The following is a 15,890-nucleotide window of genomic DNA, read 5'->3' as shown; positions in this document are numbered from 1 at the left end:
TTTGTTCCTCGCTTTCCTTAATTTTCTGTGACTTGTGCTTCACGCAGCTCGTCAATATTAATTAGTAAATCAAAACACCGTTCGTCATCTGCCAGAAATTCCCGCATCGCCGCTTGTTGGTTTAAATCACCATGTCGTTTAAAGAATTGATGGTTGACGGCATCGGCTTGTACCGCTAACTTCTCGGCATCAGCCGTGATGGTTGGTGCATCTAGCGCTGTTGCAATCATATCTTCAACTTGTGCCATAAAATAGGCATTCGTTAAATCAATAATTGAGACTAACCTCTCATTGGCATGTTGTGCAAAATCACGTTGCCAAATCGTATAATCATCCACTTCCTCATCATCATTGATTTCCTCACTGCCATTGTCAGCCACCGGTTGACTTTCGTCACTGTCAGATACCGGCTGTTCTACTGGTTGTTTAGCCGTTACCGTCGACTTGGTAGCAGACGAATTCATCATTGCCGCATCTAAGGTTGTCTCATTTGATTTTTCCGACACATCAGTACTCATATTGACTGCTGGTGCTGTCTCAATTTCAGTTTCAATGGTTTCCGGATTCACCTGGGCAGCTAATTGCTTGAAATACCCACTGTAATCCTGGAAAATGTCTTGATAACTTAAATGCTTAGTGTTGTTCTTAATGCGCAAATCCGTGGTGTAGTAATCCAAACGATAACTTTTACCAATGAGATCCCGGGCATTCGGCATCAATGTTTTACCGGTATCGAAAATCGGTAGTGGTCGAATCCGGCGCCATTTCTTATCATTTCGCTTCGCCGTACGCATAATCACCATTTCACCATCATTTAACTCCTCTAATTCTTTGGCTAACAGTAATGGCATCTTATCAATTGAGATTTGGCGATTGCCTCGGTCTTGTTGTTGCTCACCCATTTGCGAGTTCACAATTTCTTTTTGCACCTCAATTTCACCTAAACGATCGGATACGGCTTGGTTGGTTTCACGATCCTTAGTTTGAATATGAAATTGCGTCAACATATTGTTCATAATTTCTTTGGCTTCTGATTCTGAATAGTGCTTGGCAACTTGCACATCATCTTGTACATACATATCCACAATATGACCGTAGGTTAAGCCACGGGTTAAGAAGTTATCAAAGCCGGGAATCCGGGGAAACATTGAAAACTCATTCAACTTGTAAATAATCTGCCGGTCCATCTTACGGCGAGTAATTTCTGAAGCAATTTGCGTATTAACTGAAAAAACCTGACCTAAGAACAATGACGCAATGGCGGCATAATTATCATTACTTTGTGGCGTCACAATAAACACGGCCTTGGGCTTTTCGGAATAACGTAAGTCAAAAGTAGCCGGCTCATCGCTAATTAATGCTTGCTGCAAAGGATAAGTCACCACTTGTTTAACGGGGCGTTGACTATGTGGATCAATTTTGATTTGTTGATTCAATTGTCGCTTAACGCGTTTTTCACCCGTAATTTGCAGCCATGAATTTTGCAAATGCTTTGGATTTCCCTTGTCAGCAAAGTGAATCTTAATCAGCCATTCATCCGGGAAAACCTGATGGAACGGATATTGAATAACGCCGGCACGGCTCACTTTCACGGCATCTTGTTCCAAATAATGCCCTTGAGGTGTGTCATCTTGGCGTTTGTAGAGTTCTACTAACGCCGTTGCACCGGCATAGTCGGTTGGGACATTCACCTTTAGTATCCGTGGAAAACCATAATCAGCAATTTGAATGGTTGACCGTGAGGTAAGTCGTGCAACAGTTTCAGAAGCAAATAGACTTGAACGACTTTGGAGCGTAAACATAACGGATGATTTGGTATCACCAGTCGCCCCTAAGTAAGATCCCGCTTTTAGAATCGCCTCATTAATAATTGGTGGCATCGGATCTAATTGGCGCAACATGTTAAAGTATTGCGTTAACCCATCCATGTTTTTATCTTTTGAATCATTAAATTGATTGACCGAGTTAATAAACTGTGGCACGCCGGCTGGCGTAGCTAATGTTTGATCGTCTTGTTCCATCGCTAACCATAAGAGAATCAGAATAATCGCTAATTGCGTATCTTCCGCTGTCTTATCCCAAATATCATTACCACCTTCAGATGAACTCGATGAGCCAATAATTTGGACAATGACCATTGCCTCGTCTCGGGCCTTATCTAATTCACCCGCCATTGCATAATTCAAAGCAACTTGAAACGGGCTCCACGATTCAGACCAATCCGTGTCGGCAATGTTGAGTAATTGCACTTCATATCCGGCCTTTTGTAGTGGTATAAACGACATCTTGGCATCTTCATTTTTTGCATCAGTATCAATGATATTGGGTTGCACTTCAGCCCGGCGCATAATATCAATAAAAATATAGCCGCGGCGTTGGTCCTTACCAGAACGGGTTGCCCCGGTGGTAATCGCGTGTGTCGGTTTTGGATCAATCCAATAAAAGCCTTGAAACCCACCTTCAACCGTGAGTTGGGCATCAAAGTACTTGTTTAATAGTGGTAATTGCATCAACCGTGGTCGCACTTGCTGGTACCACTTGGGAAATGTTTCGCGATTCAAACCCAAGGGGGCTTTCATCACTTGCTTTAACCAAAGGAATGGATGCAATTTGAAAAACGCAAACGCGTAACCGGAAATATGGCTAATCGGTTACCCTGCCGGACCCTTATAAAATTTATTACGGTCGGGAATTAAAACATAAGTCCGTTCAATTTCATGTAGCGTGGCCCAGCGATTTTGATTGGTTGTCCGGCCACCAAATTTTTGTACCCAGTCATACCAATTCTTAATCCCTAACCGGCAGAAAATGGCAAACATGACTACCATAATTGCCCAAATGATATAAGACTGTTCATGTAAGACACCACCAGATAATGAAAACATGACATATTGTTGCAAGTAATCCCAACTAAAAGCCGGTTTAAAGTATACATTGAACATATTCAACGCCATGTTGCCCAACCCAGAACGAATAATGTACCAAAGTGTGCCTGCTAAAGTTCCCACCAGCAGCGCCATCATAATGCCTAAGGCACAATAACCGACAAAAATAAGTCCTTGAAACCAGAATTGACCCCGCAAGCGAATTTGACTTTGTTTTTCATACGATCGGGCTTGTTCATAACGATTGCCAAACCACTCTTTACTCATGAAATCGCCTCCTCTTGGTTGTTTGGTAATTCTGTTTGCGGAACAACGGCTTGCCAACTCCCCCGTGGATGTGTGGCATCCGGCGGATTACCCCATGCCCGAAAGACAAAGGAATGACCTTTGACTTGGCTAGTGTGACGTTCGTGTAAAATTGCGGTGGCCATCTGTGCTTCCACAAATTCCATAATGGTATCATCCAGTGGGCGTACACCTAAACTCTTGCGATAACCTTTATCAACGAGGAAATCAATGAGTGGATGCGTGGCGATCACCCGATCATCCACGAATTCTTGGCCACTTGCAAAACTTGGAATTAATTGGCTAACATCTTGCGTCCGATAAACCAATTGATAACCTTGCCGTTGGGCTTGTTGATTAAGTTTCGTCAGTTTCAAATCAATAATGCGCTTCACATCCGGCACATCTAATGGTTCAAAAATAATAGTAGCGCCAATACGACTGATAAATTCTTGCCGTAAACCGGCTCCTAACAAGGCATTTTCAAAATTTTTACTGAAGGCCAATTGATGCTGCGCATCATGGCGGTAGTCATCACTTTTAGCTGCGCGTTCAATAATTAATTGATGCCCAATGTTGGTGGTCATGACAACAATCAAATCTTTAAAGTTAATCGTTTGCCCACGTTCGTTGGTTAAACGACCATCGTCTAAGATTTGTAGCAATAAATCTAAGACCATCGGGTCCGCCTTTTCAATCTCATCCAATAATAAAACTGAATAGGGATTAAACTTCACCGCTTCGGCTGCCCGCTCGGCAAACCGTTGCATCGATTGCTTGGCAAATTTAAACTCCGACATGTCAAAGCGGATTAATTGCCGTTCATCACCAAAGTAATGCGTGGCTAACGCTTTGGCTGTTTCCGTTTTCCCCACACCGGGTGTTCCGGCTAATAGAAATGACAAGGGCTTACTCATATCACCTAAACCAGCAGCACGAACACGAATACTCGTGACAATTTTTTTCAACGCTGCATTTTGGCCAATCACTTGACGTTGCATCCGTTCGTACAACTGAAATAAGCGGTTATCATCTTCCTCTGTTAAGACTGACATCGGTACCCGGTAGCGTTCATTAATGATACTGGCTACATCGGTTGTCGTTAAGACTAAATGGTCATTCATTTTTGCAGCGACTAAGGCATTATCAAACAAGGTAATCGCCTTTTCAGGAAAGAAGTGCGTGGTAATGTACCGGTCAGAAAATTGAATAATGGTGTCAATGACTGGATCAGGTACCGCAACATGATCCGTGGTTGCCGCAATGATTCGCTGTAAAGTTGTTTTGGTTTGAGCTGGCGTGAATTCATCTAGCATGACTTTATCAAAACGGCGTTCCATCGCATTATCAGATTCAATATATTGTTTAAATTCCGCCGTTGTGGTGGCGCCGATAACTTGAATTTCACCCCGGCCAATCGCCGGCTTTAAGATATTAGCAGCATCCATACCAGAAGTTCCTTCAGCACCTGTGCCAATTAACTCGTGCATCTCATCAATAAATAATAAGATCTGGGGATTTGCTTTAACTTCAGCTACTAAATGATGCAGATTTGAAGCAAAATTACCACCCGCCGTTGTCGTCATTAAACTGGCTAACTCTAATGAATGGACTTCACGATTGACTAACGTGCCATGTAAACTGGCATCTTGCGTCAAGATGCGTTTTACCAACTCTTCGACTAAAACAGTTTTTCCAACCCCAGCTTCACCTAAGACTGCGGCACTATTTTTCTTATGTTGATTTAAAATGGGAATCAGCCGACCTAATTCTGCATCACGACCAAACGCCCCATATTCTGACGGTTGTGCAGCAATGACTTGATTTAAATTGGTTGTAAACGCTTCTAGATAGGTGTTGGTCATACCTCATCATCTCCTCCCAGTGGTAAATCGTCATCATCTTGTTTGGCAACCCGCGTTTGTTCTGACAGAGAAATCGTTTCGGTTTTTGCCTGTTGTTGTTGCTTTTGTTGCAGCTGCGCTAATTCTTCAGCCGTAAAGAGTTGTTCAATCCCTTGTCCTTGTTGACGGGCTTTAATATTTGCGCGGCGTTGTTCAGCTTCTTGATCAAGTTCTGCTTTAATATCTTGCATTAAAGAATCATCTTGTCGAATTTCATTTAAACGTTTTTCTAAAGCAGCCGCTTGTTTTTGCGTATCCATAAAATGCTCTCCTTGTAGTTCCATATTTTGTGTTGTCGTCAATGTTGGGACTAGATCTGCTGGGACCACCTCAGCATCGACTGGAAAAACATTGACTAACGTCATGTGTTGCGCATCTTGTTGTATGGTCACTTCGTATTCCTCATTTAAAACCGGATCACCGGCAGGAAATAAACTATGATATTGCTCGGCGGTTACCGGTAATTCTAATAAACCAGCTGCCGCTTGTGCCGGATCAATGGTCAATATATAAAGGCCATTGCCTTGAGCAACTTGCACCAGTTTGCCTTTTATATTAGTTAATTGTGTCATCGCTTGGGTCCTCGTGTTTCATTTGCTTGATCTTGCGTTACTTGATTAGTTTCCATCTGGACGGCGGTTGGTTCTATATTCGGCGCAGCACGCCGACTATGTGTTATTTGTTGCCCATCTGAGAGGCGATCTGCCAAATAATTTGTGATTGACGTACTCGCTCTCGTCACATCCGCCATCATGTTGGGTGATTTTTCTTTTAAATCGGCTACTTGCTTTAGATTATTGGTCCAATCACTCATATATTTTTCACTAATATCACCGGGTTCCACACCGACATTTTTTAATACCACATAACTGGTCATTTCCGCCTGTAACTCTTGCACCCCGTTGGGGGTCTTGTCATCACTTTGTTGATGCAATGCCGTGTGGCCCATTTCATGCGCTAACGTGGCAATCCGATCCGTAACCGGTAAATCTGGTCGTAAAACAATAATCGGTGCCTCTGGCTTTTGCCTATTAATCGCTGTGGCCCCTTTGGCAATGCCATGACTGGTCATTGGTTTGTGATCGGCTAAAAATTTAATTGCGCCCTCGTCTTGATCCACGACCCGTGCATGTTGTTCATCTTGCGCATACTTTTTAAGTGTTTGATACACCGTTTCAAGGTGTTCTGGTGATTGGTCAGTGGCTAAATTAACCGGTTTATTGGGTAACAACTTAGGCAAGTCATCCAATTTGGCATTGGTTTGCTTCACATCAAACACCGTTTCAATTGGATAATGCTTGACTGTCCGCGTTTCTAGCTCACCAGCTTTGGCTTGTTGGCGTTGTTCGGCCGTTGAATCACGCCAATAAACCCGGTCACCAGCTGGCGTGACAATACTTTGTAAGTTCTTAGGTGCGCCATAAATCTTCATACCCTTTTCGCCTTTATTAACTTGAATGCCACGTTCAGCAAATTGTTTATACCCCATGACGATGGTGGCATCTTGTCGTTGCCCATAGATTAGTAAGGTATTACGAGGCGAATAGTTTTGCCCCTGGGCCACAAAATCTAAATATTGCTGCACTTCTTTGGGATCATTTTGATAATTTTGTACACGCGTCAACGCATCTTTAATAATTTCTTCATTCCGTTCACGACTCTTGCCCTTACGTTCTTCCCGTCGTTGCTGGCGCGCCACGCGTTGTGGTTGGGCAACTTGCTTATCATCAGTCGTTGCTTTTGCTACCGTTGCTGGCTTGGCCTGTTGCGTAAACGTCTCTAGTGCGGCTAATTGTTGTTGGTTTTCATCCATTGTGAGTATTTTAATAGCGGGGTCATGTCCCTTTAATTGATCGTTCCAATCTTTACCTCGTGTTGGGATTTGCCGAATATTTGTCATACCCTCAAATTGCAACATATCAAAGGGGGCTGCTGCTTTAAACCCGGCTAAATCGTTATCCGTTGCCATAACCAATTGTTTTGGTAAATGGCCGTTTAATTGCTTCATGCGATCAAGTTGTGACAAAACTTTTTGATGATCGGTCCCAGATAATGATAAGAAAGTCGTATTTTTATTGGTTGGTTCCGTAAAATGCATCTGGGCATAAGATAATGCATCAACTGGTGACTCAAACACAATTAACTGGTCAGCACCATTCCCTGTGCGAAAGTTATACCCGTAACGGGTATCTGAACCAGCGGCGACTTTCTTTTGCGTCCCACGCTTACCATATTTTTCAAAATTAACCTCAGTCCCTTGTTGGTCAAGACCGACCACTTGGTCATTTTCATCGTGCCATGGAAATAAAATTGCCGGCTTCTGCCATTCTTTTGTCTGGCGGTCCTGTCTTGGTTTGCCTTGTTTAATAAAGTCAGCGTTCGCTAAACGTTGCACAAACGTGGCATCAAAGCCACGTTCATTCACTAAATAATTTTCTGAATTATTTTTGGTTTGGGCTGTCCGCCATCTTTGCCAATTAAACTTGTAATTATTTTCCCGAGCGGATGCTTGATATTTAGCCTTCTCGGTCTCATCTTGTCCGTTGTAATGCCGACCAAATTCTGACCAGCGCACCCAGGCTTCTTTCGGGGTGACATCCTCATACGCGGTAATAAAGTCACCTAAATCACCCGAAATTTGTTTGGAGTTCCAAAAAAAGACATTCTTATCAGTATTAATCACACAACTATCATGGTCCACAAGCCGCAAGCGGTTGTGTTCCGTCGTATAATCAATTCCTTTGTAATCTAAATAGCCTTGAATCGGTAAGGCTTTCATTGCAGCACGATTAATAGCCATCTTGCTCACCTCCGTCATCAGCGGGGACTTGTGTTGGATCAACCTGGGCAATAAAATTAGCCACTTCCGTTAAATCATCCGTTTTTAGATTCGTTTGTAATTGTTTAACTAGTTCTAGTTGGACTTGTTGATTTAACGTTGCTAATTCTTCCTTCAACACTTTTACGCGATCCTCGGCATTTGCCAATTCAGTCTTTTTCTTTGCTAAACGTGTTGCTAATTTCTTCGATACCATGTGATAGCCTCCCTAAATAACTAAATTCATTGCTTTACTCTAGGGTTATCGTAACGAATTTTAAGAGGCCTATGTAAAAGTGTCCCAAACAATTTTTCAAACAGTAATAACCTAGTAACCCCAGGCCCCGCAAGCGGGGGTCAAAGCAGGCTTACGCCTGCCACCACCTGATGTTACTGGGCCTGCCTTATGTGCCTATCATTTATAGCAAGACAGCAGTTGTGCTAAGTCGCAAGCGACTAAGAACAACTAGTGCCAAGCACAAGGGTAAATAGCACGGCTGCGCCGCCCTTGTGCTTGGCCCCGCTATCTGCTAAAAATTTCCCGTCACAACGACAAACCCAGCAACAACAGGTGGTTGCTGGCAGATAAATTTTTTGTCACACCTAGTCAATATTAAAGGAGTTTTACTATGTTTCAAAACTTAAACGACTTTTCATTAACGTTTTTAGCGTGGCGTGGTGTTCGTCCCACACCGTTACCTTTCGCAAACGATAATTTTGCCGATATTGATTTATCAACCAGTGAGCTTGATGATTTGATTATGAAATTATTAGTAGCCCGTAAGGAACAAGACACCATAACCATTCGTTTAGGCAATGACGACTATCAAAAAGATGTCGAAAGTCTAAAAACACTCATTAAATACGCTGAACAACGAGGAGAATAACCATGACTAAAACTTATTATGATGATTTTACAAAGTTGCCCCTAACCAAAATGGCGCAAGCTATGGCTGATATAACCTTTGGTTATAAAGAAACTCAAGTACCCAAAGAACACTACAAAAAAGCCTTATCGACTGGTTATGAAGAACTGGTATCGGCTAACGTCAACGCAAAATTAGTTGAAACGATTTATAACATGCTAAGTGATTTACAAAAAGAAAGCCCCCGGCTATTCTTTCAAGCCTTGTTATTAATGGACACCGGGGTTAAACCAAGTACCATGTCTGCAAGCCAGTATCAAGCGCTATCCGTTGCGACTGATGAATTTGCCCAAACAAAAAAGGCGCACATGTTGAATGAACAAACACATACGACCTTTAATGATGTATTAGAAAATGGTACCTTGTATCACTTTAGAAATGAAGGAGATAACTAATGAAAGTACGCATTCTATTTGAAGAATATCGCCAAAAAGAAGTCACCCTTGACTTAACCCCTGAAATGAACATTGACGATTTAAGTCAACAAGCTATGAATATGTACGGCAACGGCGAAATTAGCCTAACCCCAGATGATACCCAATCGGTTCATCTACATGTAAAAAACGATTTTGAAAGGTAAGTGAAACCATGAAAAAAGAAATTTACGTCACTTTTGAAGAAACTCTAACCCGTACCGTTGCCCTAACGGTCGATAGTGAAAACGACATTGACCAACAAGTACGACAAGCCTATCAGAACGAACAAGTCGTTTTATCTGCGAATGACTTAATGAATGCACAATATCTCATCAGTACGCCAACCACTGACAACGGTTGGGTTGAAATCTAAATCATCGGGGCGCACTGCGCCCTTCCCTGCGTGCCCCAGTCCCCGCAAGCGGGGCTCCCTTACACCCCCGACTCCACCGGGGCCAAACGGTTCCGCTTGTCGCAACCGTCCTTTCATCACCTATCCTTTCTTTTTGCCATCCAAACTCTAATACAGGCAGTGTTGCTAAGTGCCCAGGCACTTAGCAACACTAGGCCCGATGACAAGGGTAAATAGCACAGCTACGCTGCCCTTGTCATCGGACACCGCCTGTATCACACTTCTCCTGTCAAAATGAAAGTTTGGTTAGTTGCTGAAAGGCAATTGACCAACAGAAAAATTTTAGGAGGCCAGCTATGATACGAACAACTGTCACAACACCTGTTGCCACTTATCAATTACAGCTACAACAACAACACAATCAAGTTTCGTTCGGGATTACGGCTAGTGCCACTAATTTAACGGCGGCCACCTTTCAATTAAACGTCAATGACACTGATATAGCACATTACTTCGTCAATTACTTAGGGACCATCCTAGCAATGACTTTTCAACGCAAAATGTCTGATACAAACTTTTTATCACAATTACAAAAACTCATTACACACGAACTAAAAAATTGGCAATCGGGTTATCGATACTTATAGCCAGTTGTTAGCATCGTAAAAATGATATATTAAACCTATGGAACGTGGCCGCCGAAAAGATCGCTCTGACAAAACCCCCTTTAAGAAAAAGATTAAATTCTCCAATAAGATACTAAACACCTGTTGTCAGATTCCCTAGCTCATACGAGTTAGGATACATAATATTTTAGCGCCTACAGAAAGGAGTCTGACCATGCCTTACTTTATTCTTTACCTGCTGTTATTTCTCGTCTATTATATTTTTGGTCTCACCATTGGTTGGTCCTGGCGAATTATTCGTTGGTTAGTGATTTTGATTGTATCTGTCAGCTGGTGGATCTTTAAAACTGCAGGAATTTGGTTGCTCTGTGGCATTGCTTTTTGTGGTGGTTATATGTGGAGCTATCTGCGAAATAAATGGCAACAATTCCATCCGAATAACCCCTAATTTATAAACTGGTCTACTTTGTGAAATTTCTTGAATTTCAAGTTTGTGAAATGCGCTGGCCGCTGGCAGTGAAAAAATAAGTTTGTGAATTTGATGAATTGCACAAACCAGCAGCAGGCCCGGCAAATCAACAACTCATGATATGATGAATTATGTCAACTTGAATTGGTCTAGTTAATTAAACCCGACTTATTCAAACCTAAAAAAGTACTACATTTATTTTAGTAATAATTCTTAATGCCAAAATAAATAAGCACCAGCATAAAAGTAAAACTTTTTGTACTGGTGCTTATTTAACTAAATTCTGTTCCCTATCTCGATATCATGCTTTCCATATTGTCATTGACATATTTTATTTATAAATATCTATAATTTCCACTAATTATTAAAATTTTTCAACAAATTAATTACTTGGTCCTTATCTGTTACTTTTGCCCATTCAACATTGGCTAAATTACTAAATAAATTATTTTGTGAACGAACTGCAACTTTTTCTGAATCTCGCAAACTTTTTGACTTAGATTCTATGAGCAGGAATAAATCATTTTTCGTAGCATAAATACAATGCGGAATTGCTTATGTTGAACTTTTACAAACTGCTTGCCATACTACGACAAAGTGGGTAGAGCAATTTGTCAAAGTACCCCTAGCAATTTGTCAAAGTACAGCGACCAATTTGTAAAAGTGTAGGCTCTCGGATTCAGTATACATCAGGCCGGAATAAGAAAAAAGGAATCATGCCAGCAAGGTTCGTCTTGCTAGGATGATTCCTTTTCAGGTTATTTCGATTCAATAAATTTATGATACGCCTCGATGGATGCATTTGGAAATCGTCCTTCATTGAGATTGTACTCCTTGAAGTTTGGACTATTTCTTAGCTTGTCGATTTTTCGAGGGGACTCCCTATCGAACGGATCGACCACCTCGAAAAAATTATCATAGTAGTTTTGGAAGGTGTATTCCATGTAGTTCGCATAGGAACTTGGTTTGCCGGACTTCGGCTTGCTCTTATCAAAGTTGAAGTCAATGAACTCATCCCTAAACCGCTGATGATGAGGGATGGTTATGGTGACGTTAGATACTTTGCTATTCTTACCATACTTTGTGAATACTACTTCTTTATTACGCTTCGCAGAATAGGGAGCTGTTGGCTCTTTAGTTCGGTTTGACAAGGCACCATCAGTTAGTAGTTCAACAGTAGATACATTAAAGGCTGCGGAAAGTTTATCGACCGTTTCCAACGTTGGAATATTTTTACCTCTCAGTAAATACGAGACTGTCTCCTGCCTTAACCCTGCTTCGTCTCCAAGTTTCTCCTGTGTCCATCCACGTTCACGCAATAATTCTTTTACATTTTCAATCAGTATTGCATATGACTTACCCATTCTAAATATACGGCTTAGAAAATTGGTTCAATCGGGTATAGTCATATTACCAATTTAGAAAATCTCGATAAGGCTTGAAGTAAATGACATTTCGCTTTCTTGAATCACGGTGACGAACTCATCATAGGACTCGACATTCTGCGGTATCATCAAGGGGAGCTTAAACAATGAACCACCGAACCCATCTAATTTCCCTGCGTGAACATAATCGCTCTTCCACTTACTAGGATAAGCAAGCCCTGCCCTCTCTGCAGCCAAAACATGAAGATAACTGATGATTTGATATCGGTCTTCTCGGTTGATTCCTTTTTCGCTGTTGTCCAACATCTTGTATTTCGCATCTAATACGACCCGTTTATCCTTGCTGTAAAAATCGGGATAGACGGTTCTTTGTATATCGGAAAAAAGTGAAATACCGTATCTAGAGTTCTTATTCTCTGGGTGGATGAACCGTTCACTCAACAACGTGTTAAGGTACTCCTCCCATAGCCAAGCTACGTCAATAATAATCCCGTGAATTTCATCATCCTCATGATCGAAACCTATCTTCTCTTCATTGAGAATCTGGATACACAGTTTCTGCAATAAATAGTATTCTTCATAATACCCATGACGAACGGGATTAGCCGCATTTTCAGACAAGACTTTAAATCGCTCAATACGAGAATAACTGGGCGTTTCATGAATAATCGATTTCATATTATCCTTGGTAAGCGAGTCAGAGGCAAAATTATAAGAATACTCAGCATTCAACTTTTCAATCGTATGTCTGATTAACTGAGTCAGACGGTTATCGAAGCTGAATTCACGAGTGTCATAAGCTATCCTGCCCATGAATGGCGTGTTGGTTTTGATGTGTCTTGCAATGTTGATTGGTCCTTTAACATTTGCATCATTGTACTGCCTTTTGACGTACTCTTTATAAACACCTTCCTCCATAGCAGAGTTCAGGTACATTGGGAACAAGAAAGCCAACAAGTCGTAGTACGAATCAGCTGAGTCAATATTAATCTTCGTCCTGACAACGCTCATGCTGAGCACTTGATGCAGGAGATACTTTATAAAGAAATCATCCGTTTCATTTTCTGAATCGTAAAATCTAGAATGAATTCGAACTTCTTCCGCTCCCCGTTTCATCACACCCACAGTGTTCCCGGTTCGAATATGCCGATTGTGTTGATGAAAAATATAGTTTTCACCATCTAAGTCATCCGAAGATTGAAGTTGTGGCGGGAAGATGATGAAGTTTTCATTTGCCAAATCACTTAAATCTCTATCGAGTAATTCTTGTACTATTGGATTTTCTTGGTATTTGGTTACGTCACTATTATCCTTCACTTGAATCATTGGCATCACTCATGAAATATGCAGACTCAAGAACGTCTAGTTTGTGCTCTGCATTCCTTTCGCCACGGAAGTAATCTTTAAGCAGAGGTTTCAACTTATTGTTCCACAACTCATCTACTCCAAGATTCTTAGACTTATCTTCCAACGTTCGGAAGTAACTTGCCCCAATTTGATAATCGGTGCTCAGTGCAACTTCAGGCGAGATGATTGCATCATTCAAGGCGTTCATACGATTTTTGACTTCATCCGATTTCAACATCACTTGCGAGTCGGCAGCCGTGATTTCTTCAAAACTGAAACGGCGGCGCATCGCAAAATCAAAAGTATCTACGGAACGGTCAATATCATTCATAGTCCCAATGATGTAGACATTTTCTGGCACGTAGAATTTTTCGCTTTCTTCAAAGAGATTAGCGTACTGTGTTGAAACTGAACCAGCGACACCGCGATATTCAGGATCAATGGAAAAGAATAACTCACCAAAGATTTTAGAGATTTCGCCACGGTTGATTTCATCTATCACAAAAACATACTTCTTATCGCTAACTCCAGTATTTTTACCAAGCGACTCATCATAATCTGGTAAGTTATATTGGTCCTTCAAATAATTGACAACGGCCGTCATTCTTGACTGATGCCCTCCACTCTCACGACCTTTTAACCCTTGCCAAACGCGAAAAATGTTCTCTTTCGTCAGTGTGTGTACACTGTTCACATTTTCTTCTTTAAGATTCCTATTGCTGTTTAGCGAATAAGTCAGCTCACGTTCAGAACGAACCTGAGGTATCACAACTTCTCCTACCTCATCCACGTTATTGATGAAATTCTCCCAAATATTGTCAAATGAATCAAATTGAACATTCTGCTGCAACAATGCATTTTTGCAGAACTCCTTGAATGTACCATTTTTGGATTCGAAACCGACTTGCCCGTTAATTTGCACCGGCCGTAATCCTTCAACAAAGTCTGTATAGTCATAACTTGGATGAAATTGGACAAACTCGAATTGGTCGCTTGATGCTAGTTCTTCTTTAGGAATTCCTATGATGCTTGCAGCGATTTCCTTTGCGAGATAAGTTTTACCTGTCCCTGGCGCTCCACGTAAAATCAAGTTATAATTTTGTTTCAACTTTTCTGATAATTCCATAGCTTTCACATTTTCACCATCCACTTCTTCATAATTCCTTGCTGATACTATCATGTTATGGAAATAATCGAATAATTCCTTAACCTTGCTATTGGGCTCACTTTGAGTAAGACCAAGTTCCCCAATAGAAAATGACACATCCTTCTGATAATCAAGAGCAGTCATGTAATCCTTAAAAGCTTGCCTATCTGAGTTGTTTGGTAGATCTCGTCTATAGGTGACTCGTAACTGTTTCAAATCATAAAGATAACGGATATTAAGCCACCAACTTCCAAATTCAGTGGGTCGACAAACAACGAAATTTACTTTTTCCCCTTTGTATCGCCCGCTTCTAAAAAATGAAATTCGAATAGCGAAATCTGAAAACTGAATGTATTGTTTGTGAAATTGTGGCTCAGTGAATTTCATCACCGCTCTATCAAGATTGCCTTCTTGTATTTCTTGGAAACTAACTCTATGCCCGTCATTCACAATATTGTTGTCTGTCTGTTTAATCCAAAATTTCAACATTTCAAAAAAGTTTTCATAGTCACCAACAACACCATTTGTTGTCTCCGACTTTAGGTAATCAATGTATTTTTGAACAAAAGATTTAATATCCGAATCAGGACGATAACTAGGTTTATTAAAAAGCTTTTCGATATCCTGTGTATCGATAGTATCCCTACCAATGCGTTCAGTTAATTCATTGATACTCGTAACATCAGCTACTGCTATACCATCTTTCTTAAATCTTGTATTTGTCAGTCCACTCCAATATGTCGCAGCGGTTTTTTCGTTTAATTTCCCTGAACTAATAGCCCATTCCTTAAAACCCATCACATTACCTCCAAGCCTGATTTTATGTATACAAACATTTTAACACAGGTTCTGTGTCCAACCTGTGAACTACTTAAAAAGCCACCGGTTGTTCGGTGGCGAAAATCTAGGAGATGAAACTAGTAAATCCCTAATGCTTGTTTCACTTGCTGCATCCCGCTATCAACATCATATGCCATGTTCATCGCATTACGTGCTTGTTGTAGCTGATAATCTGCAATACGATAATTATCAACGGTAATGCTTTTACTGTTAAATCCAAAATCATCTTTAACAGTGAAGGTGGTCGAGCTAAAGCCCTTGTCAATTTCAAGTTGGATTCCCATTGCAATCCCTGCCTTTCTAATTTCTTACCTCTAAGTGTTTAGTCTTATTCTTTGTGTTTTTCAAAGAATGCTCCTATCCTAGTATTTGGTACATAAATTTCTGAACAGTTATGCCATAATTAATAAAACAAGATAGGAGCATTCCAATGAAACGATATCAAGATGATTTTAAAGCCAGCATTGTGAAGATGCATCGTGAAGAGAAA

The 15,890-nt window shown here is 41.0% G+C and carries 16 protein-coding genes; 6 read left to right on the top strand and 10 right to left on the bottom strand.

What is annotated here, in order from left to right; all coding sequences use genetic code 11:
- Positions 1-17: 17 nt before the first annotated feature.
- From FFM61_RS08325 to FFM61_RS08300, 6 genes are all read right to left on the bottom strand, one after another.
- Positions 18-2,579, bottom strand: coding sequence for a type IV secretory system conjugative DNA transfer family protein (locus tag FFM61_RS08325; protein ID WP_074427012.1), 2,562 nt, complete (start codon positions 2,577-2,579; stop codon positions 18-20).
- A gap of 72 nt (positions 2,580-2,651) precedes the next feature.
- Complete coding sequence (locus tag FFM61_RS08320; RefSeq protein WP_074427013.1) at positions 2,652-3,152, bottom strand: hypothetical protein; 501 nt, start codon at positions 3,150-3,152, stop codon at positions 2,652-2,654.
- Positions 3,149-5,035 carry an AAA family ATPase gene (locus tag FFM61_RS08315; RefSeq protein WP_074427014.1) on the bottom strand — a complete coding sequence of 629 codons (1,887 nt, stop codon included), beginning with the start codon at positions 5,033-5,035 and terminating at the stop codon, positions 3,149-3,151. The genes FFM61_RS08320 and FFM61_RS08315 overlap by 4 nt, the downstream gene beginning before the upstream one ends.
- Positions 5,032-5,646, bottom strand: a complete 615-nt coding sequence (locus FFM61_RS08310; protein WP_074427015.1) for a hypothetical protein — start codon at positions 5,644-5,646, stop codon at positions 5,032-5,034. The genes FFM61_RS08315 and FFM61_RS08310 overlap by 4 nt, the downstream gene beginning before the upstream one ends.
- On the bottom strand, positions 5,643-7,874 hold the full coding sequence (locus FFM61_RS08305) for an ArdC-like ssDNA-binding domain-containing protein (RefSeq protein WP_074427016.1): 2,232 nt from the start codon (positions 7,872-7,874) through the stop codon (positions 5,643-5,645). Before FFM61_RS08305 ends, FFM61_RS08310 begins: the two co-directional genes overlap by 4 nt.
- Positions 7,864-8,109, bottom strand: a complete 246-nt coding sequence (locus FFM61_RS08300) for a hypothetical protein (protein ID WP_063067199.1) — start codon at positions 8,107-8,109, stop codon at positions 7,864-7,866. The genes FFM61_RS08305 and FFM61_RS08300 overlap by 11 nt, the downstream gene beginning before the upstream one ends.
- 412 nt (positions 8,110-8,521) lie before the next feature.
- Here FFM61_RS08300 and FFM61_RS08295 point away from each other — a divergent pair, with 412 nt between their 5' ends.
- The 6 genes from FFM61_RS08295 (at position 8,522) to FFM61_RS08270 (ending at position 10,660) form a co-directional block, all read left to right on the top strand.
- Positions 8,522-8,779 carry a hypothetical protein gene (locus FFM61_RS08295; protein ID WP_074427017.1) on the top strand — a complete coding sequence of 86 codons (258 nt, stop codon included), beginning with the start codon at positions 8,522-8,524 and terminating at the stop codon, positions 8,777-8,779.
- A gap of 2 nt (positions 8,780-8,781) precedes the next feature.
- Positions 8,782-9,213, top strand: coding sequence for a hypothetical protein (locus FFM61_RS08290; RefSeq protein WP_074427018.1), 432 nt, complete (start codon positions 8,782-8,784; stop codon positions 9,211-9,213).
- A complete protein-coding gene (locus FFM61_RS08285; RefSeq protein WP_074427019.1) occupies positions 9,213-9,398 on the top strand; it encodes a hypothetical protein in 186 nt (61 codons plus the stop codon). Before FFM61_RS08290 ends, FFM61_RS08285 begins: the two co-directional genes overlap by 1 nt.
- Positions 9,399-9,406: 8 nt before the next feature.
- Positions 9,407-9,607 (top strand): DpnD/PcfM family protein, encoded by a 201-nt coding sequence (locus FFM61_RS08280; protein WP_043941730.1) that lies wholly within the window; start codon positions 9,407-9,409, stop codon positions 9,605-9,607.
- A 335-nt stretch (positions 9,608-9,942) separates the two neighbouring features.
- Positions 9,943-10,233 (top strand): hypothetical protein, encoded by a 291-nt coding sequence (locus FFM61_RS08275; protein ID WP_074427020.1) that lies wholly within the window; start codon positions 9,943-9,945, stop codon positions 10,231-10,233.
- Between the two features lie 193 nt (positions 10,234-10,426).
- Positions 10,427-10,660 carry a hypothetical protein gene (locus tag FFM61_RS08270; RefSeq protein WP_074427021.1) on the top strand — a complete coding sequence of 78 codons (234 nt, stop codon included), beginning with the start codon at positions 10,427-10,429 and terminating at the stop codon, positions 10,658-10,660.
- A 779-nt stretch (positions 10,661-11,439) separates the two neighbouring features.
- On the opposite strand, the gene FFM61_RS08265 is transcribed toward FFM61_RS08270, so the two are convergent.
- From FFM61_RS08265 to FFM61_RS08250, 4 genes are all read right to left on the bottom strand, one after another.
- A complete protein-coding gene (locus FFM61_RS08265) occupies positions 11,440-12,045 on the bottom strand; it encodes a helix-turn-helix domain-containing protein (RefSeq protein ID WP_074427022.1) in 606 nt (201 codons plus the stop codon).
- Positions 12,046-12,099: 54 nt separating this feature from the next.
- The gene (locus FFM61_RS08260; RefSeq protein WP_074427023.1) at positions 12,100-13,392 is read right to left on the bottom strand and encodes a 5-methylcytosine restriction system specificity protein McrC; all 1,293 of its coding nucleotides are present in this window, start codon (positions 13,390-13,392) and stop codon (positions 12,100-12,102) included.
- A complete protein-coding gene (locus FFM61_RS08255) occupies positions 13,373-15,358 on the bottom strand; it encodes an McrB family protein (RefSeq protein ID WP_137604627.1) in 1,986 nt (661 codons plus the stop codon). The genes FFM61_RS08260 and FFM61_RS08255 overlap by 20 nt, the downstream gene beginning before the upstream one ends.
- A gap of 119 nt (positions 15,359-15,477) precedes the next feature.
- The gene (locus FFM61_RS08250) at positions 15,478-15,684 is read right to left on the bottom strand and encodes a hypothetical protein (protein ID WP_074427003.1); all 207 of its coding nucleotides are present in this window, start codon (positions 15,682-15,684) and stop codon (positions 15,478-15,480) included.
- Positions 15,685-15,890: the final 206 nt, after the last annotated feature.

The organism is Weissella hellenica, from assembly GCF_005405545.1.
GTDB lineage: Bacteria > Bacillota > Bacilli > Lactobacillales > Lactobacillaceae > Weissella > Weissella hellenica.
The sequence above is the reverse complement of the archived record's forward strand: the minus strand, read 5'-3'. Positions and strand labels throughout refer to the sequence as shown.

What these genes read in the sequence shown, in the direction of transcription:
- FFM61_RS08270 (WP_074427021.1), top strand. Translation starts at nt 10,427, where the DNA reads ATGCCTTACTTTATTCTTTACCTGCTGTTATTTCTCGTCTATTATATT.
- FFM61_RS08315 (WP_074427014.1), bottom strand. Translation starts at nt 5,035, where the DNA reads ATGACCAACACCTATCTAGAAGCGTTTACAACCAATTTAAATCAAGTC.
- FFM61_RS08280 (WP_043941730.1), top strand. Translation starts at nt 9,407, where the DNA reads ATGAAAAAAGAAATTTACGTCACTTTTGAAGAAACTCTAACCCGTACC.
- FFM61_RS08325 (WP_074427012.1), bottom strand. Translation starts at nt 2,579, where the DNA reads ATGAAAGCCCCCTTGGGTTTGAATCGCGAAACATTTCCCAAGTGGTAC.
- FFM61_RS08295 (WP_074427017.1), top strand. Translation starts at nt 8,522, where the DNA reads ATGTTTCAAAACTTAAACGACTTTTCATTAACGTTTTTAGCGTGGCGT.
- FFM61_RS08310 (WP_074427015.1), bottom strand. Translation starts at nt 5,646, where the DNA reads ATGACACAATTAACTAATATAAAAGGCAAACTGGTGCAAGTTGCTCAA.
- FFM61_RS08320 (WP_074427013.1), bottom strand. Translation starts at nt 3,152, where the DNA reads ATGAGTAAAGAGTGGTTTGGCAATCGTTATGAACAAGCCCGATCGTAT.
- FFM61_RS08260 (WP_074427023.1), bottom strand. Translation starts at nt 13,392, where the DNA reads ATGATTCAAGTGAAGGATAATAGTGACGTAACCAAATACCAAGAAAAT.
- FFM61_RS08265 (WP_074427022.1), bottom strand. Translation starts at nt 12,045, where the DNA reads ATGGGTAAGTCATATGCAATACTGATTGAAAATGTAAAAGAATTATTG.
- FFM61_RS08285 (WP_074427019.1), top strand. Translation starts at nt 9,213, where the DNA reads ATGAAAGTACGCATTCTATTTGAAGAATATCGCCAAAAAGAAGTCACC.
- FFM61_RS08275 (WP_074427020.1), top strand. Translation starts at nt 9,943, where the DNA reads ATGATACGAACAACTGTCACAACACCTGTTGCCACTTATCAATTACAG.
- FFM61_RS08300 (WP_063067199.1), bottom strand. Translation starts at nt 8,109, where the DNA reads ATGGTATCGAAGAAATTAGCAACACGTTTAGCAAAGAAAAAGACTGAA.
- FFM61_RS08290 (WP_074427018.1), top strand. Translation starts at nt 8,782, where the DNA reads ATGACTAAAACTTATTATGATGATTTTACAAAGTTGCCCCTAACCAAA.
- FFM61_RS08305 (WP_074427016.1), bottom strand. Translation starts at nt 7,874, where the DNA reads ATGGCTATTAATCGTGCTGCAATGAAAGCCTTACCGATTCAAGGCTAT.
- FFM61_RS08255 (WP_137604627.1), bottom strand. Translation starts at nt 15,358, where the DNA reads ATGGGTTTTAAGGAATGGGCTATTAGTTCAGGGAAATTAAACGAAAAA.
- FFM61_RS08250 (WP_074427003.1), bottom strand. Translation starts at nt 15,684, where the DNA reads ATGGGAATCCAACTTGAAATTGACAAGGGCTTTAGCTCGACCACCTTC.